Annotated in this window: 14 protein-coding genes; 3 read left to right on the forward strand and 11 right to left on the reverse strand. The window is 71.7% G+C overall.

What is annotated here, in order from left to right; all coding sequences use genetic code 11:
- Positions 1–51 precede the first annotated feature (51 nt).
- From N6H00_RS34135 to N6H00_RS34165, 7 genes are all read right to left on the reverse strand, one after another.
- Positions 52–495, reverse strand: a complete 444-nt coding sequence (locus N6H00_RS34135) for a helix-turn-helix domain-containing protein (protein ID WP_268975695.1) — start codon at positions 493–495, stop codon at positions 52–54.
- Between the two features lie 273 nt (positions 496–768).
- The gene (locus N6H00_RS34140) at positions 769–1,923 is read right to left on the reverse strand and encodes an MAB_1171c family putative transporter (RefSeq protein WP_268975696.1); all 1,155 of its coding nucleotides are present in this window, start codon (positions 1,921–1,923) and stop codon (positions 769–771) included.
- Positions 1,924–2,147: 224 nt separating this feature from the next.
- Positions 2,148–2,945 carry an SAM-dependent methyltransferase gene (locus N6H00_RS34145; protein WP_268975697.1) on the reverse strand — a complete coding sequence of 266 codons (798 nt, stop codon included), beginning with the start codon at positions 2,943–2,945 and terminating at the stop codon, positions 2,148–2,150.
- A 123-nt stretch (positions 2,946–3,068) separates the two neighbouring features.
- Entirely contained in the window at positions 3,069–3,821 is a 753-nt protein-coding gene (locus tag N6H00_RS34150) for a VC0807 family protein (protein ID WP_268975698.1), read from the reverse strand.
- A 299-nt stretch (positions 3,822–4,120) separates the two neighbouring features.
- Positions 4,121–4,909 (reverse strand): hypothetical protein, encoded by a 789-nt coding sequence (locus N6H00_RS34155; protein WP_268975699.1) that lies wholly within the window; start codon positions 4,907–4,909, stop codon positions 4,121–4,123.
- Positions 4,899–6,485, reverse strand: coding sequence for a substrate-binding and vWA domain-containing protein (locus N6H00_RS34160; protein ID WP_268975700.1), 1,587 nt, complete (start codon positions 6,483–6,485; stop codon positions 4,899–4,901). Before N6H00_RS34160 ends, N6H00_RS34155 begins: the two co-directional genes overlap by 11 nt.
- Positions 6,482–7,726 (reverse strand): hypothetical protein, encoded by a 1,245-nt coding sequence (locus tag N6H00_RS34165; RefSeq protein ID WP_268975701.1) that lies wholly within the window; start codon positions 7,724–7,726, stop codon positions 6,482–6,484. Before N6H00_RS34165 ends, N6H00_RS34160 begins: the two co-directional genes overlap by 4 nt.
- A 269-nt stretch (positions 7,727–7,995) precedes the next feature.
- Between N6H00_RS34165 and N6H00_RS34170 the strand changes: the two genes are divergently transcribed.
- Positions 7,996–10,245, forward strand: a complete 2,250-nt coding sequence (locus N6H00_RS34170) for a hypothetical protein (RefSeq protein ID WP_268975702.1) — start codon at positions 7,996–7,998, stop codon at positions 10,243–10,245.
- A gap of 60 nt (positions 10,246–10,305) precedes the next feature.
- Here N6H00_RS34170 and N6H00_RS34175 read toward each other — a convergent pair whose 3' ends face one another.
- The 4 genes from N6H00_RS34175 to N6H00_RS34190 all read right to left on the reverse strand — a co-directional run bounded on the left by N6H00_RS34175 (position 10,306) and on the right by N6H00_RS34190 (position 22,145).
- The gene (locus N6H00_RS34175) at positions 10,306–13,167 is read right to left on the reverse strand and encodes a M48 family metallopeptidase (protein WP_268975703.1); all 2,862 of its coding nucleotides are present in this window, start codon (positions 13,165–13,167) and stop codon (positions 10,306–10,308) included.
- 2 nt (positions 13,168–13,169) lie between these two features.
- Positions 13,170–13,736, reverse strand: a complete 567-nt coding sequence (locus N6H00_RS34180; RefSeq protein WP_268975704.1) for a hypothetical protein — start codon at positions 13,734–13,736, stop codon at positions 13,170–13,172.
- A 17-nt stretch (positions 13,737–13,753) separates the two neighbouring features.
- Positions 13,754–14,671, reverse strand: a complete 918-nt coding sequence (locus N6H00_RS34185; protein ID WP_268975705.1) for a hypothetical protein — start codon at positions 14,669–14,671, stop codon at positions 13,754–13,756.
- A gap of 139 nt (positions 14,672–14,810) precedes the next feature.
- Positions 14,811–22,145, reverse strand: coding sequence for a type I polyketide synthase (locus N6H00_RS34190; RefSeq protein WP_268975706.1), 7,335 nt, complete (start codon positions 22,143–22,145; stop codon positions 14,811–14,813).
- A gap of 253 nt (positions 22,146–22,398) precedes the next feature.
- On the opposite strand from N6H00_RS34190, the gene N6H00_RS34195 reads away from it, so the two are divergent.
- Both N6H00_RS34195 and katG read left to right on the forward strand, forming a co-directional pair.
- Complete coding sequence (locus tag N6H00_RS34195) at positions 22,399–22,845, forward strand: Fur family transcriptional regulator (RefSeq protein ID WP_268975707.1); 447 nt, start codon at positions 22,399–22,401, stop codon at positions 22,843–22,845.
- A 24-nt stretch (positions 22,846–22,869) separates the two neighbouring features.
- The gene (katG, locus tag N6H00_RS34200; RefSeq protein ID WP_268975708.1) at positions 22,870–25,089 is read left to right on the forward strand and encodes a catalase/peroxidase HPI; all 2,220 of its coding nucleotides are present in this window, start codon (positions 22,870–22,872) and stop codon (positions 25,087–25,089) included.
- Positions 25,090–25,102 lie beyond the last annotated feature (13 nt).

The following is a 25,102-nucleotide window of genomic DNA, read 5'->3' on the forward strand; positions in this document are numbered from 1 at the left end:
CGAGTCCCTCACACCGAGCTCCTCTCTGCCGAGCCCCTCACGCCGAGCCCTTCATTCCGGGTCGTCCGTGGCGTCGGTGACCGGCGGAAGACCCTGCAACTGCCGGTACTGGTCCATGAGGGTCGTGATGGCCTGGAGGTTCTCCTTCTTCATCCCGGCCGCCCGCATCGCCACGGCGCGGACCCCCGCCTGTCGCAGCGCCTCGATGGCGGCGAGCTCGCTGAGCACCGACTCGGCGACCTGGTCGTCGAAGAAGTAGGCCACCGACACGCCGAAGAAACGCGCCAGGGCGGCCAGCAGGTCCGGTGAGGGATTGGAGCGCTTGCCCGTCCGCAGCTGCGACAGATACACGCCCCCGACCTTGAGTTCGGGGTTGGACCGCTTCAGCTCCTCCGCCACCTCGGCGTTGGTCCAGTGCCTGCCCTTGGGGCGAACCGTCTTGAAGAGGTTGTCCAGACGCACGGCCAGCAGGGGACGGTCCTCGCTCTCGGACATCGTGCGGCTCCCCTCCCGTCACCCCTTCGGTATTGCCCCCGGTTATTCGTGAGTCTCCCAGATCAACTGCCAGTTGACAATCGCGCGTAACTCCGCCACCGTGGACCTTGTCGATAGCTGCCAGCTAACTTCGTCGGCGGGGGTGGCCGAGTTGGCCGGCGGGTATCGGCCTGGTCCGGCCCGGTTCTCCGGGTCCGGGTCCGGTGGAAGAAACGGGGGACCACGGGGGATATCCCGCCCGGCCTGACACGGGGGCAGACCGGGCGGGAACTCTCAACGCGCCCTGCCGAGCTTGCGGTAGGCGGAGGCGACCTTCGTCAGCCACAGGACCTCCGCCGCGAAGTTGTCGGTGTCGCGGTCCTCGAAGTCCCGCGCGTCCGCGTTGTGTTCCGGGATGGTGCCGGTGCGCTTGGCGTGCAGGGCCTGTCTGATCTGCGCGGCCTCGGCGAACGCCTGCCGGGAATCCTCACCGCCCGTGAAGTCCGCTTCCCCGTCCCCGCCCGCGGTGCGGTCGATGTAGGGACGTAACTCCCGCCATCCGTCGCGGATTTCGATGACCCGTCGGTGGAGGCGGTAGTCGAGGTCGGAGACCGAAGCGCCGGGCGGCTCCAGGACGATGTCCGGGGAGGACTCGTACAGGTCCCGCCAGAGCGGGTAGAGGGCCCGGTAGGACCGGTACCCGCGCGCCCACTCCAGCAGCCTGGTGGCCGAGGCCCCCCAGGAGGAGATCGTCAGGCTGAGCGAGAGGGTGATGATGCCCAGGGCGCTGAAGACGGAGGCGGCGAGCGTCCAGGCGCCGATGTCGATCCCGCACGCGGCGGTGAGGACGTTGACCACCCTGGCCAGGAAGTACAGGAACAGGAGCACCGCGGTGACGGAGAGCAGCCGCAGGGCCTGCCGCAGCGAGGTCCTGCCCGCCATACGGGCGTAGGGGCCGCACTGGCGCAGGATGGTGACGCACGGAACCGCCTGGGAGAGCATGAAGGCCAGGAGGTAGGTGAGGACCAGCGGCTGGCCGCTGCCGGTGTTGAAGTCCGAGGCCGGCCGGTCGGGGCCGTCGGCGATGAAGAAGAGCGCCGTCAGCAGCGCGTTGAGGACGACGCCGGTGACCAGCCACCAGCGGGCCTTCCGTCCGGTGTCCTCGGCGTCGGTCGCCCAGCGCAGCAGGATGATCTGCGCGCTGACGACGAAGGCGACCGCCGACAGGTGCATCAGCAGGATGGCGAGGTTGCCGACGCCCAGGAAGCGCTCGTTGCCCATCGCGACGGTACCCATCGTGAAGGTGAGGCACTGGAGCAGCAGGGCGACCACCAGTGTGCGGTAGGCGGTGTCCCGCCAGCTGCGTCTCATCTGCGACAGCCGGTAGACGAGCGCGGCGTACGACGAGAGCGCCGATATGGCGAAGCAGAGGGTCTTAGTGGTGTTCACGGCCCTTTCCCCACAGGTGCCGCGCACGCGGCGGACGGTTTCGGTCGGTGGTGTCGCCCAAGGGATCCATGGGCCCGATGCCTTCGGCCGCCACGGCGATGGCGCCCGGCTTCACCAGCAGTTGACACGCGGTGGTCGCAACGGCCGTCCGGGGCCCGGTGGTGTCATCGGCAAAAGGTGTTCCGAAAACATCCATGGTCAAACCGTACCGTGGGTAAGGCGGTTCAGCCGGTCTTCCGCGCCACGCCGCCGTAGTAGCCGATCTGGCCGGGCCGGGTCGGCGGCGGGGTGTCCGGGCGCCAGAACGGGACCTCCGCCAGACCGGGCTCGACCAGCGTGAAGCCGTCGAAGAACCGTTCGACCTCGGCGCGGGAACGCAGGTTGAGGGGGGCGGTGGCCTTGTCGTACACGGCCTGGGCCGCGCGCCGGTCGGCGAAGTCGCCCGTGGCGTGGGAGAGCACCAGGAAGCTTCCGGCCGGCAGCGCGTCGCGCAGGGTGGCGACGACCCGCTCGGGCTGCTCCGCCTCCGTGAGGAAGTGGACGATGGCGACGAGGAGCACCGCGACCGGCTCGCCGAAGTCGATGACCCGGCGGACCTCGGGGTGGTCCACGATGCCCCGCGGGTCGCGCAGATCGGCGAGCGCGATATTGGTCAGGGCGGACCCGCGGAGGAGCACATTGGCGTAGGTGTTGACGATCGGGTCGTTGTCGACGTACGCGACGCGCACGTCCGGAGCCACCTCCTGGGCGATCTCGTGCACATTGGGCGAGCTGGGCAGCCCGGTGCCGATGTCGAGGAGCTGCCGGACGCCGCTGCCGACCACGTAGCGCACGGCCCGCCGCAGGAAGGCGCGGTTGGCCTGGACGCCGAGCCGCACCTCGGGTGCCGCGTCGACGAGCCGGTCACCGGCCTCGCGGTCCACCTCGTAGTTGTTCTTGCCGCCGAGCAAGTAGTCGTAGATGCGCGCGGGATGTGGCCTGCTGGTGTCGATCTGCTCGGCACGGAAGCCGTTCTCTGTCACGCTGCGCTCCTCTCGACAACCGCCCCCAGGCCCCGTCCTGCGATCGGCTGACGACAGCTTTTCATATCAACGCCGATACGGTGCTGCCCAAGGGCATCGACCCACCCCCGATCCATCGGCCGGTCAGGACTGGGCGGCCGCGGCGGCGGCCTTGGCGCGCGCCTCGCCCTTGCGGCGCGACCGCTTGCCGTACCACGCCGTCCATATGCCGAGGCAGCCGAGCACGCTGTAGATCATGACCGGGCTCAGGATCACCATGGTGTCAGTTCTCAGCGTGAACGCCAGCACGATCCGCACTGCGGCCTCCGCGCAGTAGGCCACGCCCCAGACCGTCGTCATCGTGATGAGGCTCCTGCGGAAGTCCTCGAACCGCCACAGGCCGTTCCACCAGGCGACGCTGGCGTCGGTGCCGTCGGTGGAGAACTTGCGCCCGAAGTAGAACATCAGTGGGCGCGGCGCCAGCAGCGTCGCCAGGCACAGCAGTCCGAACAGCCCGGTGATGGACGAGTCCTTGATCAGCAGAGCGCGCGCCGAATGCGCGCCGACGAGCGACACCACCGCCGTGATCACGATGAACACCATGGTGACGACGGCGAATTCATCGAGGCGGCGGCGCCAGGCAAGGTGGACGGCGCTGTCCAGCACCAGCCATGCGCTGCTGGTCAGCAGCGCGGCGAATTCGCTCCAGCCGTGGTCGCGCAGTGCGTGGTACGTCATGATCGGCGCGACGACGTTGAGGCTGAGCGTGATGGCCCAGCTGAGAATGGCGGCGCCCTTGGAGCGGGCGGGTGCCGCCGGGCGCTCGCCGGTCTGCGCTGCCGCCGTCTCCGGTGCGCGCTCGGCGCCTTGCTCGGTGGTGGTGTTTCGAGTGAGCACGGTTCCCCTGTAAGAGTTCCTGTGATGTGGAGAGAAGAACGTAAAACAGACACGTCGGGAGGGGACAGTGCTGCGGCGCCAAATGTCACCAAAGTCTCGCCGGAAGCTCGTTTGAGGAGAGCGATGATGAGCAAGTTGCTGCTGGGCTCACATTTTCGCGACCCCGGTCGGGGCATTTCGGAGAGGGAAGGCCGGTGTATCGAGAAGGCCCGAGAATTCCTCCCGTAAACAGCTGTTTGCGCGTATCGCAGTTACACCGGAAAATCCCTTCCAGTACCCCTGATAGTGGGTCATAGCCCTTAGCTGAAGATCGCGATGGCCTCGACGGTCAGTTCCCCGGTCCGCGGGTTCCAGTCCCGCACCTTGCCCAGACAGCGTGCCGGGAACGTGCCTTCGTGGCTGTCGTCGTTGCGCAGCCCGTCGGTGGCACAGACCACGCGGACCTGTGGCCCTTGGGCCGGATCCTCCGGGTCGCCGTACGGGGCGAGGAAGACGGTGCGCGCGTCGGTCTGCCCGGCCTTGCGGAACCGGCCCCGCAGGGAGACGAAGTCCTCGATGTCGCGCAGCCGGACGGCCGCCCCGGCCCCCCGGCCGGGGCGGCCGTCCGTGTCCAGGGAGCGGGCCAGGGCGTGGTTCCAGGTGATGGTGCGGGTCCTGAGGTCACCGTGGACGATGGCGTCGGTCCGCTCCAGGGTGTCCACGATGAGGCCGATCACCGTGATGGGCTTGGCGCTCTCGATGTACGTGCTGATCTCCTGGCGGCTGACGTTCCGGCCGCCGCTGACGCCCACACCGAAGATCCGGGCCCGCAGCGATCCGTCCGTGCTGCCGGTGATCCGGTGCTCGACCTCCCGCTCCAGCGCCTTCTCGTAACGGCCCATCTCATACAGGTTCATGATGGCCCGGTCGTGGAGGTAGAGGCAGATCCCCTCCGTCGGCTTCTCCGAGCTCTGTCTGAGGCGTCTGCGGTACCGGTGCGCGCGGACCACCAGCAGGACCGCGGCGACGATCAGGCTGACGGCGGTCGCCGCCCACACCAGCGTCCAGGGCCACCAGACGCTCCACCACATTCCGCTGTCAACAGCCACGGATCTCCTTGAAGGCGTCGGGGAGGGAACGGGCGCCCGCGTCCACCACGCGCCCGCCGGTCGTACGCGCCGCCCGGGTCAGCTCCGCGGTGTCCGCCGCGCCGAGGCGGAGCGGGAAGGTGGGGATGGAACGGACCGTCTCCGCCCGTGCCGCGTACCGTCGCCGGAACTCCTCGAAGGTGATGCCGGAGGTGTTCTCACCGTCCGTCATGAGGACGATCGAGACGGGCTGCCCGGGGTGGTCGCGGACGATGCCGGACGCCTTCCGGTAGGCGTGGTCGAGCGCGGACCAGATGGCGGTGGAGTCGTCGAAGTCGTCCGCCGCGACGAAGGAGTCCACCGACCGCAGGTCCCGCCGCCCGCCGACGGTGACGTCGCGCTCGGCGAGGACGCGGCCGCCGAAGCGCATGACGGTGATCCGCTCGCCCTGGTAGAACCGCACGAACTTCCCCGTGGCGGAGGTGTCGGCGCCGCTGAGCCCGGCGAACGCCGAGCGCAGCGCGGCCACCCGGGCGCCCCGCATCGAGGTGGAGAAGTCGAGGAGGAAGATCACATGGTTCGGGGTGGGCGACCGGGGGTCGCCGTAGTCCTCGACCAGCTGGTCCACGACCGCCCGCTGGTCCGGGAAGTACAGCGCGTTGCCGATGTCCGCCCGCAGCCGGGGGTCCCTGCGCACCTGAGGGCCGAGCGGCCGGCGCAGTGTGCGTTCCATGATTTTCTGCTGGGTGGACGCGCTCTTCAGCCAGGCCACCACCTTGTCGTACGCGTCGCGCTTGGCCGGGTCGAGCAGGAGCAGCGGGTAGTCGGACAGCACCATGCCGTCCTTCGGGTAGATGATCTCCAGCTTCTCGTGGAGCCTGCCGCCGGCGTTGAGCGACAGCAGCTCCGATTCGTAGGTGATCAGGGCGTCCAGCTCGTCCTGGTGGGCGATGAACTCCTCGCGCAGCTCCGCGCTGCTCTCCGCGGTGACCTTCTGGCCGGTACGGAAGCCACGCAGCCGGTCACAGGAGATGTCCTCGGCGCGCAGCGCGCTGCCGGTCCCGGCCGCGGCGGTCGCGACGCCGACGAGCGCGGAGAGGCCGCTGTTGGTGCGCTCGGGGTCGGCCATGCCGAAGCGCACCGAGCCCGCGGCGGCGGCGTCGGCGATGTCCGCCCAGGACACCTGACCGCCCTTGGCCCGCGCGCGCAGGGCCCTGGCGGTGTCCGGCTTCACGCCGACGACCACCGGGGAGAGCATGGTGGTGGTGGCGAGCGGCTTGTCGGCCGCGCCGTGGGACTCCTTGAGCCTGAGCTGGAAGTAGCGGTCGGAGGCGAGCCAGGCGAGATCGTGGTGGTACGCACCGGGGGTCAGCCCGTCCCCGGCGTCCACGGTGGCCCGGTACTCCATGTCCAACTCCACCCCGGTGTCCCGGCGCAGGTCGTCCAGGAGCGGCGCCATGTCCCTCAGCTCCGAACTCGCCAGCACCCGCAGCGTGGTGGGCTTGTCGTCACCGGAGCCGCAGGCGGTGGCGGTGGCCGTGCCGAGCAGGGCCAGACAGAGCGCGAGAACCACCCGGCGGTGCGGACGCCGCCTCATGAGGACGCCTCGGAGCTCTTCTTCGGCGGCGGGCAGTCGCCGACGGACGTGATCATCCGTTCCAGCAGCGGCAGGCTCGGCAGCGTCGCCTTGGTGTCGTTGGCCGCCGAGGCGGGGGCCGGGATGCCCTGGTCCGCCAGGAACCGGTACAGCGCGGTGCTGGTCGCCTTGGAGCTGGAGTCCAGGACGCGGAAGCCCAGTTCCATCGCCCGGCGCTGGAGCTGTTCATCGGTGGCGAGCAGTTCCCCGAGCCGGTCGCCCTCGGGGGTGAGCGCGATGTATTCGGGCTCGGTCAGGAACTGCGTCGACGGATAGAGCAGGACCCGCTCCGCGTCGGGCTTTCCGGTCTGCTGCCGTTGCCGTATCTGGTAGGCGAAGTACTGGTGCTCGTAGACCACCACGATCGGGGCGACGCCCTTTCCCTCGGGCACTTCGTAGGTCTTGAACATCTCCTCCGAGGGCAGCCCCTGGGAGACCAGAGTCGGCTTGATCAGCCCGGCCACGCGGTCCGCCGCCGCGTCGTTCGTCGGGACGGCGTTTCCGTTCTCCACGAAGGCGACCAGCCCCAGATACGTTCCGGCGTGGTTGGCCTCGCAGATGTTCGACGTCTGGGCCAGGATCCGGTTGCCGTTCGTCGTCCGGTGTCTCCTTCCGATGCCGATCTCGTCCCAGGTCTTTCCGCGCGCGCTCACGTCGATGAACTTCCCCATGTCGAGGGTGTAGTAGAGCGGGTTGTTCCGCTGCCCGCCGGTGCCCTGCCGTGGCGTGGCCAGACCGTTGTCCCGCAGGGTTTCGGCGTATTCGCGGTAGGTGGCCAGCACGATGGGACTGACGAAGGGCGAGCGCGCCTTCGCGTATCCGTCCCTGCGGTCATTTTTGATCATCTCCGCCGCGGGCTGGCCGGACGGGAAGGCGAAGTCGTAGCCGTCGAAGCTGGTGGTGGCGATGTCCCGGGAACCCATCCGGGTGATGTGCACCCTGATGCCGTGTTTCACCAGGATGCGCTGGACCTCCTCGTCCTCGAAGAACTCCGCCTTGGAGGCGATCTTGCCCTCGAGCGTGGTGACCCCTTCGAAGGGGAGCAGGAGATGCCCTCCGGCGGTGAGCGCGAGCAGTCCGGCCACGGGGAAGGCGAGCGCGGTCACGAGCGCACGGAGGGCGCGGCCCCGCAGGGCAAGACGTCGCGAAGGGCCGCGGATCTCCAAGCGTGGCTCCTCCGTATGGGATCTGTCGGCGGTCACCGGCTCCTCCTGGCTGGGAAAGGGGCAGGATCCTGTCCGACGCCCTTGGCGGATGCGTGAATTCCGTAGGGAGGACGCCCTAATTCACCGTGGCCGCTCCGCACCGGACGCGGCCCGGCCCCCGGACATCACGGCGAACGCTCGGTTAACGCCTCGGAACGACGCTTTTCGGCCAGCTTTGGTCTGTACCTGGCAGTGATCGCCTCCGCGGGCAAACCTGTGGGACGTGCACATGCCCCTTGATCGCACGTCAAGGAAGGACCAGCCTCATGCGGCACCGACGGATCAGAGAGACCCCCGCGCCACGAGCCGTCCCGCGCGGCCCCCGCGCCCTCACGGCCGGCTGCGCCCTGGCCGCCCTCGCGTTGACGGCCGGCCCCGCCCCCGGCGCCCTGGCCGCCCCCGCCCCGGCGCGGGACGTCGCCGCGACCGCGTCCGCGGTGCCGGCCGCCCCCGACACGGCGGCCCACACCGTCACCCTGGTCACCGGTGAGCGGGTCACGCTCCGCGCGGACGGGGGCGTCGTGGTGACGGCGCGGCCGGGCGCCACGGCGGACTATGTCACCCAGCGCGTCGACAACGATGTCTTCGTCATTCCGATGACCGCGCTGCCGTATCTGGGCCGCACCCTGGACCCCGCGCTGTTCAATGTGTCCGCCCTGGTCAAGGCCGGAGTCACCACCACACCGGTGCGGGTCGAGGCCACCGCGGGCGCCACGGCCCCGCCCTCGGGTGCCGCCTTCGGCGCGGCGCTGGCGAAGCAGGCCGGCGCCGAGGCGGCCGAGGGTTCCGCCGGCGACGGCCCGCTGTTCGGCGGCGTCACCTCCGTGACACCGGCCATCGCCACGGCCGGTGAACGGACCGCCCCGCGTCCGTCGGCCAACCACCGGGCGGACCACCCGGTGAAGGTCACCGTGCTCGGCCCGGACGGCGAACCCCGCGCGGGCACCACCACGTTCGGACTGGCCAACGTCGACGACGCCGCCCTCTACCAGGAGCCGTACCTCCAGGCCGTCGACGGTGAGAAGCGGATCGACGTCCCCGCAGGCCACTACACCGCCATGGTCGCCGCCGCGACCCCCGGCAGTGACGGCACCCCGGACGCCATCCGCATCGCCACCGCCGAGTTCACCGTCTCCGACGGCGCCACCGGCACCGAGGCCGTGCTCGACCTGCGCAAAGCCACCCAGCGGATCACCTTCTCGACCCCGCGGACGGCTCAGGAGAGCCAGCTCATCCTCGGCTACCGGCGCGTCGACTCACAGGGCGACCCGGCGCTCTACAGCACCACCGGCGTCACCGGCGGCCTGCCCACCTATGTGCAGCCCTCCAGCCGGCCCGTCACCACGGGCGACCTGCGCTTCAACGTCTACACCCACCGCGACGCGCCCGCCGAAGCGGCCGAGCCCTACTCCTACGACCTCAAGCTGGACAACCCGGCCGGCCGGATCGCGAAGAACCAGCACTACAAGGTCACCGGACGCCAACTGGCCACGGTGAGGACCAACTACCACAGCGACACGCCGGGCCGCGCCCAGGAGATCGCGCGTCTGATGTACCTGCCGTACGAGACGGGCGGGGAGGCGCTGTCCCAGCCGTTCAAGACACCCGCGCAGCGGGTCGAGTACATCGGCGGCTCCGCCGGCGCCTCCTACCACGACTGGCTCAAGGCCGGGGAACGGCGCTTCGTCTCCCAGAAGCAGCCCCTTCGGCCGGGCCGGACCACCACGGTCGACTGGCTGCGCGGCCCGCTGGTCCCCGGATTCACCGAGCCCGCGCCGGGCGCCGCCGCCCTGGACGAGACGTGGTACTGCACGGCCTGCCGCAAGGGCGACGCGCTCACCTTCTCCCTGGCCACGGTCACGGACTCGGGCGGCCACCACGACCTCGCGTTCCCGTCCGACATCAGCTCCAGCCACCTCGCGGTGGTCTCCGGTGACACGACCCTGTACGAGAGCGACGGCATCTCCGGCGTCGTGCTGGGCGCGCCGCCAAAGAAGGCCACGTACACGGTGGTGTACGACCAGACCAGGACCAACAGCGACTTCCACCAGTCGCTGACCACGCACACCGAATGGACCTTCGCCTCGGCGCACTCGGGCGGCCGGACCGTGCCGGACGACTGGGCCTGCGTATCCGACCAGGGCGAGTACGACGGGCCCGAGCAGTGCTCGGCGCTGCCGGTCGTCGTCCCGCACTACCAGCTCGGCGCCACGCTGGACGGCACCGGCCCGACCGGCGACGACCACCTCGTGGTCACCTTCGGACATGTGCCGGGCGTGGTGGCACCGCCCGCCGTCACCGAGGCGACCGTCGAGGTGTCCTTCGACGGCGGCGAGCGCTGGACGACGGCGTCCACCACCTCGCTGGGCAAGGGCACATTCCGCGCCGACTGGACCACCCCGGACTCGGCGGCGGGCCGGGACGCGTCCCTGCGCGTCACGGCCACCGACACGGACGGCAACGCCGTGACGCAGACCGTGCGAAGCGCGTTCACCGTGGCCGCCGCCCAGGGCTGAGGCCGTGGCGGAGCGCTGAAGACGGGGCGGGGGCCGCTCGGGCCGCGCGGCGGCCCCCGCTCACCGTCGATGGCTCTGGAGCCAGCCGTAGAACGCCCGGTGGGAGAAGTACGTCCGCTGCATCTCCTCTCCCGACCTCCGGTACATCGCGAAATCCTCCGCGTCGATGGCCTTTTGGCAGGTGCGGGCGGCCCGCTCGGACTGGTCCAGGAACGTCGTCCAGTACCGATGGCCCTTCTCATCGGGCACGGGGAAGTAGTGGCGGGCGTCCGCGACGCGGCGCTCGATGTCCTGGCAGATCGGGCGTACCCGGGCGACGACCGCCGCGTAGTCGGAGGCTCGCGTCGCGGCGGTGGTGAAGGTGTTCTCGTCGTTGCCGATGCCGTTCAGGTGTTCGCCGCCGCCGTACCTCAGCCACGCGAGCACACGCGCCGTGTGGATCGCCGGTGAGGTGGCGGCGGGGACCCGCACCTGGGACGGCGTGGTGCCGTCGGGTGTCACCGAGGAGACCTCGGTCAGGGCGAGTTCACTGGTCGAGGCGAAGGCGAGCGCCACGCCCCAGACGGCGGCCACCAGGAGGCGACGGCGTCCGGCCGCGGTGTCCGGCACCTCCGCCGGCGGCGCGGGGCGCCGGCGGGGGAGGCCCGCGAGGACCAGCATGGCCGCCGCGACGGTGAACATCCCCAGTCCCAGAACGCCGAGCCCGGGGTCCACGGTGCTCGTCCAGCCCTCGTGGGGGCGCCATCCGCAGGTGTCGTAGGCGATGTCGAGCCGTCCCAGACAGCCGTCCGCGGAGGCCAGCAGGAAGCTCCACAAAAGCCCCAGCAGGGCGGTGACGCCCGCCGTGACCAGCCCGGTCAGCAGCCGGTAGGTACGGTCCCCGGCGCCGGCCACCCACGCCGCGACGACCATCGCCCCCATCAGCGCCACCAGCACCGCCACGGAGTCGGAGAGGGTGGCGACGGCCGGCCGGCCAGGGCCCGGCCGCACCACGTGGTGCACGCACACCTTGGCCACGATCAGCGCGCACAGGGCCAGCACCCCACCGCCGACGCCGCAGCGCACGATCCGGCGCACCGGCAGCCCCCGGCCCGGCCGCACACCATCCCCCCGTGCCCAGCGGGGTGCCGCCGAGGTCCGGTGCCACAGGCACGTCAGCAGCGGCAGCAGCCACAGCACCCCCGCCACCCACATCAGGAGCTGCTCCGAGGAGATCACGAACTGGTCGGTGCCCAGCCGGCCGACCACCCAGCTCACCGCCAGCACCGTGCGCAGGGCGCCGGAGTCGGCCTCGGCCAGTCCGGGGTACCACGTGGCGTACACCGTGAGCAGGCCCTCGCGGTTGACGATCGAGCGGCCCTGCACCCATGTGTATCCGTCCGACTGCCACCACGAGAACCACAGCCCGAACACGAGCCCCGTGGCCACCAGGCCCAGCAGCACAACGGGGCCCAGTGTCCGGCCACGCCAGGTCCGGGCCCACAGTTCGGCGTGCTGAGCCGTCCACCAGCAGATCACGACGCCGATGAGGAGCAGTATCAGCAGGAACCACGGTCGCGCGGGGAGCCAGCGGTCGGCGGCGCGGCCGAGCACCACCTCACCGGTCACCAGGCCCGCCCCGAACCACACACCGGCCCGTATCCCGGACGGGCCGCGCCGGCCGGAGAGCACCGCGTGGACGGCGGCCCGCCACAGGATGGTGCCCACGACCACGGCCGCCAGCCCCGCCCCGAGCAACGCGCAGCCCCACTCCGCCCATCCGGGCAGATCGCCCTGGCCCAGGGTGGCCGAGGTGCCCGCCCAGCCGGAGACGATGATCGCCGCCGCACCGGTCAGGAACATGGGCAGGCGTGGGACGTCGAACAGGCGCACGGGGTCGGCCACCGCCTGGTGCCGCCGCGTCCAGTCCGGATGGGTGCGCCACAGACCGGCGAACGCCCCCAGCGCGTGCCTGCCCCGGCCGGCGTCCGGCGGCGCCCCGGCGCGGTGGCTCCACACCCGTGGGTCGGCCCCCCACTTCGCGGCGTCGATATCGGCGTAGAACTCCCTGGTGCGCAGCACGTCGGCGCGCGCCAGGTACACCAGCGCGATCAGGAAACCGGCCTGGAGCAGTTCGTAGACGGTGCTCGGGCGGCTGGACGCCGCGAAGGCCGTGGACGATTCCCGCAGGAAGTCCCGCCGGAAGTAGGCGGCGGCGATCAGCAGGTTGGCCGGCAGCGGCACGGCGAGGAACACCCGCCACAGGGCCACGGTGCCGTAGGTGATGTCGACATCGCGGTTGCGGATATGGGCGAGCTCGTGCAGCACCACCCCGCGGAAACCGGCGGGGTCGGCCGGCCGGCGTGCGAGCAGCCCACCGTGCAGACAGATCGTGTAGTGGGGCCACCGCCCGAACACGACCGCGCTGGGCGTGTGCGCGGCCGGGTCGATGACGACCCGCGGGGAGCGGGCCAGGCCGGCGGTGGCGACCAGTTCGTCGACGAGGTGACGCACCTCGCCGGTCGGATCGACCCGCTGGTCGAGCGGTACGACCTTGCCACGCCGGCCTTTCCAGCGCGGCAGCGCCCAGTGCAGGACCCCTACGGCGGCGATCAGCAGGGCCAGTTCCAGCAGCACCGGCCACCCGGGCAAGCGGTGCTCGAAGCGGTCCATGCACGCGTCCAGCGCTTCCGGGACCCCTGGGCGCTTCAACGCCAGTTGGTTCGCCTGGCGGTCACCGATGGGGTCGACGCCCGCGGCGAAGAAGCACCCGAGGCCGCCGAGGGCGTTCCCCTCGGGCCTGAACGCGTAGGACAGGACGTAGTTGACATCGTCGAGCGCCGACAGGCTCGCCACCAGGACCAGCACCATCAGCAGCACGAAACGGGGTGTGGTCCCCGCACTGAGGACGCGTTCGTCGACGCGTGCGGCCGGCGCGGACACGGCTACGCCCGGGTGCCCTGCTCGTCGGTGTCGTCCTCGCCGCCCTCGGCCCCGTCGTCGGTCCGGCCGGCCCCGTCGGTTCCGTCGGCCTGGACGGGCAGGAGAAGACGAGCCGCCACGCGGTCGGCGAGCACCTCGGCGCGTTCGGGTTCCAGCCCGCTGCGCGCCGACAGCTCCAGGATCCGCCGCCGCACCTCGGCGACCTGCTCGGGGGTCAGCGCGGACACCACCAGCGGGTCGGCCGGCCGGCGGAACACCCTGCCGAGCCGTCTGCCCACCCTGGCGGGAACGCCGTCGACCGTGCGGCCGACGACCTTGCGCACACTCTCGTCCAGCGCCACCCACACCACCGGAGTGGCCAGGCAGACCATCTCCTCCAGCCCGAACCCCAGGGGTTCCCGGCCCCTGCGGCGGCTGGTCAGCCGCGCCACCACCGTATCGTCGTCGAACCGGCTGAGCCCCGCCACGACGGGCAGCTCCTCGGGTGCCACCTCGGCGATGACCGCGCGCACCACCTCGCGTAGCCGCTGCCCGGACGGAGCCCGGTCCGGCGCCCCCGCTGTGCTCACCTTTCCCCTCCCCGCGCTCACTTGGTGCTGAAGCGCAGTACCGCGCCATCCCCGGTGACGGCGACGGCGCGGACGGTGGCCTGGTCGCCGTTGGCATCGCCGAACGATCCGGTTCCGCCGGACGTCAGCGTGAGCTGTCCCGCGCCGCCCTCGGGTCCGCCGTTGCTCACCTTGGCCTTGGTCTCCGTGAGCGATACGCGCACCCGCCACGCGCGGAGCGGGAAATCCACCCGCTTCGTCACCAGGATCTCGCAACTCCCGTCCGCGCAGGCGCCGGTGTCCGTGCCGTCCGCGGCCTTGGGCAGCGGTTCGGACGGGGCGCACGGGGGCGCGGCGCGGTAGGCGGCGAGGAGTTTCGGCTCCTTGGCGACCACGGTCTTCAGCCCCGGCTCGGGCGTCTTCAGGGACTTGATCAGCTTGCCGACACGTTCGGCCCGGTCGACCGAGTCCTCCGCGGGGCTGGTGAAGCCGCTGTTGTCGGTGAGCGCGGTGACCTTCGGGTGGATGGTCGCGACCTGCTCGGCCAGGCTGTCGTGCAGCCGGTCCGCGGCGGCGATGCCCGACGACGGCACGCCGCCGAGCTTCTCCGCGACCTCGTCGAGCGACGAGGAGGTGCTCGACAGGTAGCCCATGGCGGTGAACTCGGGCCCGATCAGCGCGTCCTCGGGCGGATCGGTGATCTCCTCGATCTCGTCCGCGCTGTCCGCCTTCACCGTCTCGTAGAGCTTGGTGGCCGCACACATCCGGCCGGCCCAGGTCACCAGCGCCCGGCTGGGCCCGGCGGCCTTCGACGCGCTCGCCGAAGGCCGCCGGGCCGAGTCGTCGGAGTCCTCGGTGTCCGAGGCACATCCGCCGACGGCCAGCGCCGCCCCCACCGTCAGCGTGACCCCGACCGCCAGCCCGGCCACGCGTCCCATCCCCGTCGTCACCGGCATGGTCCATCCCCTCTTCCCGCCGCTTCGGCCTCGGCCCGCAATCCTGCCGCCGGGGCTCCGGGACCCCTCCCCGCCGTTTCGGTATCACGGGAACCGGGCCCCACTCGTCAGTGGGAGAACGTGCCGGGGGAGTGCGGGGTCACGCGCCCCGCCTGATGCGTCCGAGCAGGCGCGGGGCGAGCTGCCGGACGCCGGTCGCGGTGACCAGTTCCATCGACGGTACGACGCAGCCCAGCCTGCGTTGCAGTACGGAGCTCAGCTCGGCCGCCATCAGCGATTCCAGCCCGAGCTGGTCGAGCCGGGTGTTGGGGTCGATCCGCTCCGGCGTGGTCTGCAGCACCGTCGCCAGTGCCGAGACCAGCACATCGGTGACGATGCCCAGAGCCTCCGGCTCGGCCACCGAGCGCACCCGCTCCGGCACGTTCCCCTCGGCGTCATCGACGGTGGCGTCCCGCGCGGGCAGCACCTCGGTGAAGCGCGGCGCGGCGACGGTGGGAAGCAGTTTCGCGGTCTGCGACCAGTCCGTGTTCCCCACCATGATGACGTCCACGTCGGGATCGGTGATGAACTCCCCCAGCAGCCTGGTGGCCGCGTCCGAGTCGAGTTCCCCGAAACCGGCCTGCCGCATGGTCTCGGCCATTCCGGCACGGTCGACATAGCCGGTGTCGGAGATGGCGCACCACTGCACGGCCAGCCCCGGCAGCCCCGCCGCCCGGCGCTGCCGGATGATCGCCTCGCCCGCCAGGTTGCCCGCGGCGTAGGTGCTCTGCCGCAGGTTTCCGGCCAGCGCGGAGATGGAGCTGTAGAAGACGAAGAAGTCCAGCGGCAGATCACGGGTGACCTGGTCCAGATGGGCCGTCCCGGCCAGTTTCGGGCTCACCACCGCCCGGGTCCGCTCGTCGTCGAGTTCCACCGCGACGGCGTCGTCGAGAACGTCGTCGAGCACCATGGCGGAGTTGATGACCCCCCGCAGCGGACGCCCGGTGGCCTCGATGGCGTCCACCAGCCGCCGGGTCGCGGCGGGGTCGGTGATGTCGGTGGCGTAGGCGGTGGCCGTCGCCCCTTCCGCCGCGATGCGCTCGATGACGGCACCGGCTTCCGGGTGGGCGGCGCCACCGCGGGAGGCCAGGGCCAGATGGCGCGCCCCGCACCGGGCCAGCCAGAGGGCGGTGGCCGCGCCGAAGCCGCCCAGCCCGCCGGTGACGAGATACGTGGCCTCCGGATCCAGGGCGACGGGCGGCCGCGGTATCCGTACCGGGACGGGTTCCGCCGGGTCGAAGGTGATGACGATCTTGCCGATGTGCCGGGAGTCCCGCAGCAGCGCCATGGCCTCGGCGATCTGGTCCGCCGGGTAGGTCATATGGGGCAGTGGCCGGTAGACCCCGGCCCCGACGCGTTCGGTCAGTTCGGCGATCAGCCGCTCGGCCACCTGGCCGTCGCCCTGGAGGAGGCTGGTGAGGTCGACCCCGAAGAAGGCGAGGTCACGGCTGAACGGCCGCAGCGCGAGCGCGTTGTCGGCGAGCACATCGCGCTTTCCGAGTTCCACGAACCGGCCGTGCGGGCGCAGCAGTTCCATACCGCGGCCCAGCGCTTCCCCCGCGACCGAGTTGAGCACCACGTCCACTCCGCGGCCCGCGGTGATCTCGCGGACCTCGTCGGCGAAGCCGAGGCCGCGCGAGTCCAGCACATGGCGGTAGCCGAGCAGGCGCAGCAGCTGACGTTTGGCGGGGCTGCCCGCGGTGGCGATGACCGTGGCCCCGACGTGTTCGGCGTACCGCAGCGCGGCCAGCCCCACCCCGCCGGCCGCCCCGTGGACCAGGATCGTCTCACCGGGGCGGAGCCGGGCCAGGTAGTCGAGGCCGTAGTGCACCGTGGCGAACACCGTCGGGATGGTCGCGGCCTCGGTGCACGACATGCCCTCGGGGACCGGGATGGTGAGCCGGGCGCGGCAGCGCAGATGGGAGGCGAGGCTTCCGGCGTGCGGGACCATCACCCGGTCGCCGACGGCCCGGTCGGACACCCCGGCCCCGACGCGGACCACCACGCCCGCGCATTCGCTGCCCAGCAACGGGACGCCGGTGTCCGGGGTCTCGGCCATGGGCGGCACCAGCCCCCGGGAGACCATGACGTCGGCGTAGTTGAGCGCCGCCGCCCGCACCTCGATGACCACCTCTCCCGGGCCCGGTTCGGGTACGTCCACCGCCGTCCAGGCCAGTCCGCCGTCCGGCACGGCCAAGGCGAAGGGGCGGACGGGGTGGGTGGCGGTCCGGCGCTCGGCGACCCGTGGCACGAAGCGCCCGCCCGCGGTGAGCACGACCTCGTCCTCGTCGGTCCCGGCGAGCAGCTCCGCGCAGACGTCCGCCGCGGTGGCACCGGGGGTCACCGCGATCCTGCGGACCCTCAGCAGCGGGTTCTCACTGGTCAGGGTGCGCGCCTGGGCCCAGGCGGCGGCCGGGGCGGGCCGTTCGGGGACGGCGGTGTGCTCGCCGCCGGTCAGGACCCAGGCGTGCACGTCGCGGTCGTCCGGCAGCGCCTGGCAGGCGGTGACCATCGCCCTGAGGACGGCCGCCTGCCGGACCACCAGCTCGACGGTGTCCTCTCCCTCGCCACCGGCCGCCTCGCCACCGGGTCCGCCGTCAGCGGTCTCGTCGCCGAGCAGCACCAGGATTCCGGTGCTCTCCTCGGTGCCGGCGAGGGCGGCGCTCCAGCGTGCGGCGTCGTTGGAGGCATCGACCCGGGTCACCGTGCGGCCCAGCGTGCGCAGCCGCGCCGCCACGGCGTCGGGCAGCTCCCCGATGCCGTCGGCGCCGATGCCGTCGGCGACCACGAGGAAGTGGCCGGGCGCGGTGTCCGGGGGCGTGGGCGCGGGCGCAAGCGGTGCGCGTCCGGCCCGGTCGGCGAAGAGCACCGAGCAGGTCGGGTCCGCCCCGAGCTGGGCCACGCTGTCGAACCCCGCGGAGCGCAGCACGTCGGGCCACTGCTCGCGGGCGAGCAGGATGTCCTCGCGCAGGTCCGTGTCGGTGAAGTCGTCCGCCGACGCCAGCAGCCCGTAGCAGGGGGCGAAGAGGTCGTTGTCGTGGAACTCCACGGCGAGCAACCGGCCACCGGTGTCCAGAAGTCCGCGGACATGGCCGAGGGCCCGGCGGACATCGGTGGTGGCGTGCAGGACGTTGGCGGCGATCACCAGGTCGAAGGATCCCGTGGCGAAACCCTGTTCCGCGGGGTCCCGGTCCAGATCCAGTGTCCGGTAGTCGAGGAAACGGTGCTCGGCGAACCGGTTGCGGGCCCGGGGGAAGAACGCGCTGGAGACGTCCGTGTAGGTGTAGGCGGTGCGAGCGGCGGGCAACCGGGGCAGCAGCCAGGCGGTGGTGGACCCGGTACCGGCACCGACCTCCAGGATGCGCAGCGGCCGGTCCGCGGGCCAGGCTTCGACCAGCCCGGTGATCAGCTCCCTGGCGATCCGGTTCAGGTACTGGTGTCCCACGGAGGTCGTGTAGTGCAGTTCGGCGAGGCGTTCGGTGTCCGAGAACAGCAACCGCATCGGGTCCACGTCCCCCGTGAGCACCCCGGCCAGCTGCGGACCGCACCGCGCGTACATGAGCACGTCCGGCGCCATGGCGGGGAAGTCCCGCAGCAGTTCGGAGACCAGCCGCCGCGGTTCCGGGCTCCGGCCGAGGACACCCTCCCGTTCGGCGAGCGACCTCAGCCTGTGGTGCAGCCGCCGGTTGCGCGGCCGCGCGCCCGCCGCCTCCAGCTCGGCGAGCGCGGCCACCACGAAGTGGGCGGTCAGGTGTTTGACGCGGCGGACGAAGGAGTGGCTGTCGTGCCGCCGCAACGCCGTGGTCAGCGCCTCGACCTCGGCGGTGCGCGCGGCGGCGAGCGCGGTGGCGGACGGCAGTCCGGCCGGTCCGGTGGCCCCGGGCAGCGGGGCGGCCCGGAGCGTGGTGACGATGCGGTGGACGCCGCTCGCCGCCCCCTTGTTCCTGCGCACCGTGACACCGCCCAGTTCCATGGCGACGGTGCCGTCCGGGTCCGCGATGGTGATATCCACCACCGCCTCCCGCAGCGACAGGCCGCGGGTCCGTACCAGCGCCACTCCGCGGTCGGCGGGGGTGCGCCAGAGCCGGACCCGCTCGAACCCGGCCGGCAGGAACTGGTGCACCTGCCCGTTCTCGACCTGCGGGAACAGCGCCCAGATGGCCTGAAGCGCGCAGTCCACCAGGGCCGGGTGGACGTGGAACCCCTGCGCCCCGTCCGGGTTGGTGTAGTCGACGAGCACGGTGTCGTCGCCGATGGCGAGCCGTTGGACACCGCGGAAGGCGGCTCCGTACGCCAGCTCCACCTGCCGCATCCGCGCATAGTGCGCGTCCCCTGAGACCTCGCTCGTCGCGGCCTTCCGGATGCCCGGCACGTCCAGTGGCGCCGGGGGCCCGCCGGGCAGCCGGCGCACCCGCCCCCGGGCGTGTTCCTGCCAGTCCTCGTCGCGCCGGCGGGAGGCCACCCGGGCCACCTCACCGGAGAGCCAGGTCTGCACGGTGACGTCCATGTCCGGGTCGTCCCACGGCAGCACCAGCGCCTTGCCGATGTCCAGGCCGGTGATCTCCACCGCGCCCTCCCGTACGATCCGGCCGGCCGTGAGGGCCATCTCCAGATACGCGGCTCCCGGCATCACCACCGCCCCGCTGACCCGGTGGTCGCCGACCCAGCCCAGCCGCGACGGCTCCACCGGGGTCTGCCACGTGGGTTCCACGCTCGGCAACCGGTCCCCGAGCAGGGCGTGCCCCGACGCCTGACCGGCACCCGACCGCGCGGACCACCAGTCCGGGGCGCCGTTGAAGTGGTGTTCCCGCTGCCACGGATAGGCGGGCAGCGGCACCACCCGGCCGGGCACCGGGAACCAGGTGTCCCAGTCGACCTCGGCCCCGGCCGCCAGCACCGTGGCGCAGGTGGTCCGCAGCGCGTCCGGGCCGGGAGCCCGGCGGACCAGGGTGCCGACCGTGGTCACCGGCCGGTCCGCGGTGGCGCACTGCTTGCGCAGATAGCCGCGCAGCACCGGATGCGGGCCGATCTCCACGAGCGTGCCGCAGCCGTGCTCCTCCACCAGCGCCCTGACGGCGGAGGCGAACAGCACCGGTTCCCGGACGTTGCGCCACCAGTACCCGGTGGTGAGCTGGGTGCCCGGCAGGGTGCCACCGGTGACCGTGGAGACGAACGGCACCGATCCGGCGTGGGGCACCAGCCCGGCCAGCGCCGTGTGCACCCGGTCCCGGATGGGGTCCATCGACCGGCTGTGGAAGGCGTAGTCCAGGTCCAGATCCCGGAAGAAGACGCCGCGGCGTCGCAGTTCGTCGCCCAGCGCGGACAGCTCCTCGGCGTTTCCGGCCAGGGTGACATCGTCGGGGCTGTTCACCGCCGCCAGCTCCAGACCGCTGCCGGTGAGCGACTCGGCGATCCCGTCGGCCGGGAGCCCCACCGCCGCCATCCGCCCGCCACCCGCCGTCGCCACCTGTGCGAGGCTGCGTTCGACGGTCACCCGGCAGGCCGTCGCCAGGTCCAGCGCCCCGCAGGCGTACGCCGCGGCCACTTCGCCCACCGAATGCCCCGCCACCGCGGCGGGCCGGATGCCGCGCTCCGCCAGCAGTGCGGTCAGGCCGACCTGCACCGCGAACAGCAGCGGTTGGGCGACCTCGGTGCGCTCCAGCTCCGGTGCCGCGGAGCGCAGGGCCGCGAGCACCGACCAGCCCAGGTGCCCGGCCAGCTCCGCGTCCACCTCGGCGACCGCGTCGCGGAACGCCGGTTCGGTGTCCAGCAGATCCGCGCCCATGCCCGCCCACTGGGCGCCGTTGCCGGAGTACACGAACGCCACCGGGCCCGCACTCGCCCCCGCGGCCGCGCCCCCGGGCACGGGGGCGCCCTGGGCGACCGTCTCCAGCAGGGTGGCCGCCTGGTCGGCGGTGTCCGCCAGCACGGCGATCCGTTCGCGGTGGTGTCCGCGCCGGAGGCAGCTGGTGAACGCCAGGTCGTAGAAGGAGCCGGGTTCGCGCAGCCGGGCGGCGGTCCGGCTGACGGCCTCGGTGAGCGCCTCCGGGGTGGCCGCCGAGACCAGCACCGGCAAGGACGCCGTCTTCGGGGGCGCGGGCACGGAAGGTGCGGGCGGTGGCCCGAGAACGGCGTGCGCGTTGGCCCCGCCGAAGCCGAACGAGTTGACCGCCAGCGCGCCCGCCTCCAGGGGCCGTGGCGCGGTCACCGGTTCCAGGCCCCATGCGGAGAAGTCGATGGCGGGGTTGAGCGGTTCGGCGTGCAGCGACTCCGGGATCACCCCGTGGCGCAGCATGAGCACGGCCTTGAGCAGACCGGCGATGCCCGCCCCGGACTCCAGGTGGCCGACGTTCGACTTCACCGAGCCGACGGGCAGCGGCGTACCGCGGTGCATGCCGAGGGCCTTGCCCAGCGCCTGGCACTCCAACGGGTCGCCCACCAGCGTCCCGGTGCCATGGGCTTCCACATAGGACACGTCCTCCGGGCGCACTCCGGCCCGCCGGTGCACCCGACGTATCAGCTGCTCCTGCGCCTCCGCGCTGGGCAGCGACAGACCGGGGGTGCGCCCGTCCGAGCCCACTCCGGTGCCGAGGACCACGGCGTGCACGGTGTCCCCGTCCCGCCTGGCGTCGGCGAGGCGCTTGAGCACCACCACCGCGCCGCCCTCGGCGCGCACGTACCCGTCGGCGTTCGCGGAGAAGGGGCGGCAGCGGCCGCTGCGGGACTGCATGGACGCCTTGGAGAACCCGACGAAGTCGCCCGGGTTCAGCAGCAGGTTGATCCCGCAGGCGAGCGCCACCTCGCCGTCCCCGGCGCGCAGCTGTACGCACGCCTGGTGCAGGGCGAACAGGGACGAGGAACAGGCGGTGTCCACCGCCATGGACGGGCCCCGCAGATCGAACAGGTGCGAGATCCGGTTGGCGGTGTTGCACAGCGCCGAGCCCGCGATCGTGTACGCCGTGATGGTCTCCGGGTGGGCGGACTGGAGCTGGCCGTAGTTGCCGTTGCTCACCCCCACGTAGACCCCGGAATCCGTGCCGGCGAGCGTCCCCGGATCGACACCGGCGTCGTCGAGGGCCTCCTGGGCCATCTCCAGCAGCAGTCGCTGCTGCGGGTCCATCCGGCTCGCCTCCCGGGGCGACAGCCCGAAGAACGCGGCGTCGAAACCGGTGATGTCCTCCAGGAACCCGCCCGCGGCCGAGTACGTCTTGCCGGGACGCCGTGGATCGGGGTCCACGAAGCGGCGTGTGTCGAACCGGTCCGCCGGTACCTCACCGACCAGGTCGCGCCCCTCGGCGAGCGCGGCCCACAACTCCTCGGGGTCGGTGATGCCCCCCGGTAACCGGCAGCTGAGCCCGATGATGGCGATATCGTCGGATCGCTCGGCACGAGCGAACGGGGCAGCGGTCCGTATGCACTTCTTCTGTTCTGACATCCCGGCCGAGATTACCAACGCGGCATCCGGTGACCTGCGGACGTGTGCTGCGCCTCGACGGCAATGGCTTCTACGCCGGGCTCTTCCGCAGCGCCAAGCGCCTCTGAGCCCGTCCGAGCCCGTCCGAGCCCGTCCGAGCCACCACCCAGGCGGCATAACGGTACATAATCGGTCGAAAAATATCCGCGTGGCGCCAAACTTGAATCTGTCGTTTCTCTGTACCGTTCGCCTTCATGAGGGTAGGTTCGGCGCCATGACCGCATCCCAGACTCCGACCACTGCCGAGGAGCTGCGCGGTGCCGGCCTGCGGGTGACGGCCGCCCGCATCGCGCTGCTCGAGACCGTCCGGGACGGTGACCATCTCGGCGTGGAGGCGATCGCCTCCGGAGTGCGCGACCGCGTAGGCCATATCTCCCTCCAGGCCGTGTACGAGGGCCTCCACGCACTGACCGCGGCGGGCCTCGTACGCCGCATCGAACCGGCCGGCGACCCCGCCCGGTTCGAGGGACGGGTCGGCGACAACCATCACCATGTCGTGTGCCGATCGTGCCGCGCCGTCGCCGACGTCGACTGCGCGGCGGGTGAGGCGCCCTGCCTGACCGCGTCCGACGACCACGGCTTCGCGATCGACGAGGCCGAGGTCATCTACTGGGGCCTGTGCCCCGACTGTTCGAGCGCCACCAGTTCCTGCGCACCATGATCCGCCCAGTTCGGAAGGATTCCCATGTCTGAGAACCATGAGGCAATCGTCGTAGACCCCAAGACCGACGGGGAAGGGGGCTGCCCGGTCGCGCACCGCGCACCGCACCCGACTCAGGGCGGCGGCAATCGTCAGTGGTGGCCGGAGCGGCTCAACCTGAAGATCCTGGCCAAGAACCCACCCGCGGCGAACCCCCTCGATGAGGAGTTCGACTACGCCGAGGCCTTCAAGAACCTCGACCTCGCCGCCGTGAAGCAGGACATCGCCGAGGTGCTCACCACCTCGCAGGACTGGTGGCCGGCCGACTTCGGCCACTACGGCCCGTTCATGATCCGTATGGCGTGGCACAGCGCGGGCACCTACCGGATCAGCGACGGCCGCGGTGGCGCCGGCGCCGGCCAGCAGCGCTTCGCCCCCCTCAACAGCTGGCCGGACAACGCGAGCCTGGACAAGGCCCGCCGTCTGCTGTGGCCGGTGAAGAAGAAGTACGGCCAGAACATCTCCTGGGCCGACCTGCTGATCCTCACCGGCAACGTCGCCCTGGAGTCCATGGGCTTCACGACCTTCGGCTTCGCCGGCGGCCGCGAGGACGTCTGGGAGGCCGAGGAGGACGTGTACTGGGGCCCGGAGACCACCTGGCTCGGCGACGAGCGCTACTCCGGCGACCGTGAGCTGGAGAACCCCCTCGGCGCGGTCCAGATGGGCCTCATCTACGTCAACCCGGAGGGCCCCAACGGCACCCCGGACCCGATCGCCGCGGCCCGCGACATCCGTGAGACGTTCCGCCGGATGGCGATGAACGACGAGGAGACGGTCGCCCTCATCGCGGGCGGTCACACCTTCGGCAAGACCCACGGCGCGGGCCCGGCCGACCACGTCGGCCCCGACCCCGAGGCCGCCCCCATGGAGCAGCTGGGCCTGGGCTGGCAGAGCACCTACGGCACCGGCAAGGGCGCCGACGCCATCACCTCCGGCCTGGAGGTCACCTGGACCAGCACGCCCACCCAGTGGAGCAACGGCTTCTTCGACAACCTCTTCGGCTACGAGTGGGAGCTGACCAAGAGCCCGGCCGGCGCCCACCAGTGGCGGCCGAAGGACGGCGCGGGCGAGGGCACGGTGCCGCACGCCCACGACTCCTCGAAGAAGATCGCCCCGAACATGCTCACCACGGACCTGGCGCTCCGCTTCGACCCGATCTACGAGCCGATCTCCCGCCGTTTCCACGAGCACCCCGAGGAGTTCGCGGACGCCTTCGCCCGCGCCTGGTTCAAGCTGACCCACCGCGACATGGGCCCGAAGTCGCTGTACCTCGGCCCGGAGGTGCCGCAGGAGACCCTGCTGTGGCAGGACCCGCTGCCGGAGGCCGAGGGCGAGCCCATCGACGCCGCGGACATCGCGGCCCTGAAGGCCAAGCTCCTCGACTCGGGCCTGAGCGTGTCGCAGCTGGTGTCCACCGCGTGGGCGTCGGCCTCGACCTTCCGGGGCAGCGACAAGCGCGGCGGCGCCAACGGCGCGCGCATCCGCCTCGAGCCGCAGCGCGACTGGGAGGCCAACGACCCCGACCGGCTCGCCGCGGTCCTGCGCACTCTCGAGGGCATCCAGCAGGAGTTCAACTCCGGCGCCAAGAAGGTGTCCCTGGCCGACCTGATCGTGCTCGGCGGCGCCGCCGCCGTGGAGAAGGCCGCCAAGGACGCCGGGTACGACATCGAGGTGCCGTTCACCCCGGGCCGTGTCGACGCGACCGACGAGCACACCGACGCGGAGTCCTTCGCCGCGCTCGAGCCGACCGCCGACGGGTTCCGCAACTACCTCGGCAAGGGCAACCGGCTGCCGGCCGAGTTCCTGCTGGTCGACCGGGCCAACCTGCTGACCCTGAGCGCCCCGGAGATGACCGTCCTCGTCGGTGGCCTGCGCGTTCTGGGCGCGAACCACCAGGAGTCGCCGAACGGTGTCTTCACCGAGACGCCCGGGGTGCTGACCAACGACTTCTTCGTCAACCTGCTCGACATGGGCACGGTGTGGAAGGCCACCTCGGAGGACCAGACCGCGTTCGAGGGCCGCGACCGGGACACGGGCGAGGTCAAGTGGACCGGCACCCGGGCCGACCTGGTCTTCGGCGCCAACTCCGAGCTGCGGGCGCTCGCCGAGGTCTACGCGAGCGATGACGCCAAGGAGAAGTTCGTCAAGGACTTCGTCGCGGCGTGGGTGAAGGTGTCGAACCTGGACCGGTTCGACCTGGTCTGACTCTGACCCATCT

Source organism: Streptomyces sp. S465 (assembly GCF_026898115.1).
Lineage (GTDB): Bacteria > Actinomycetota > Actinomycetes > Streptomycetales > Streptomycetaceae > Streptomyces > Streptomyces luomodiensis.

Bases quoted from the DNA above. Each gene is read 5' to 3' on its own strand.
- N6H00_RS34185 (WP_268975705.1), bottom strand. From the start codon at position 14,671: ATGCCGGTGACGACGGGGATGGGACGCGTGGCCGGGCTGGCGGTCGGG.
- katG (WP_268975708.1), top strand. From the start codon at position 22,870: ATGTCTGAGAACCATGAGGCAATCGTCGTAGACCCCAAGACCGACGGG.
- N6H00_RS34135 (WP_268975695.1), bottom strand. From the start codon at position 495: ATGTCCGAGAGCGAGGACCGTCCCCTGCTGGCCGTGCGTCTGGACAAC.
- N6H00_RS34190 (WP_268975706.1), bottom strand. From the start codon at position 22,145: ATGTCAGAACAGAAGAAGTGCATACGGACCGCTGCCCCGTTCGCTCGT.
- N6H00_RS34195 (WP_268975707.1), top strand. From the start codon at position 22,399: ATGACCGCATCCCAGACTCCGACCACTGCCGAGGAGCTGCGCGGTGCC.
- N6H00_RS34170 (WP_268975702.1), top strand. From the start codon at position 7,996: ATGCGGCACCGACGGATCAGAGAGACCCCCGCGCCACGAGCCGTCCCG.
- N6H00_RS34160 (WP_268975700.1), bottom strand. From the start codon at position 6,485: ATGAGGCGGCGTCCGCACCGCCGGGTGGTTCTCGCGCTCTGTCTGGCC.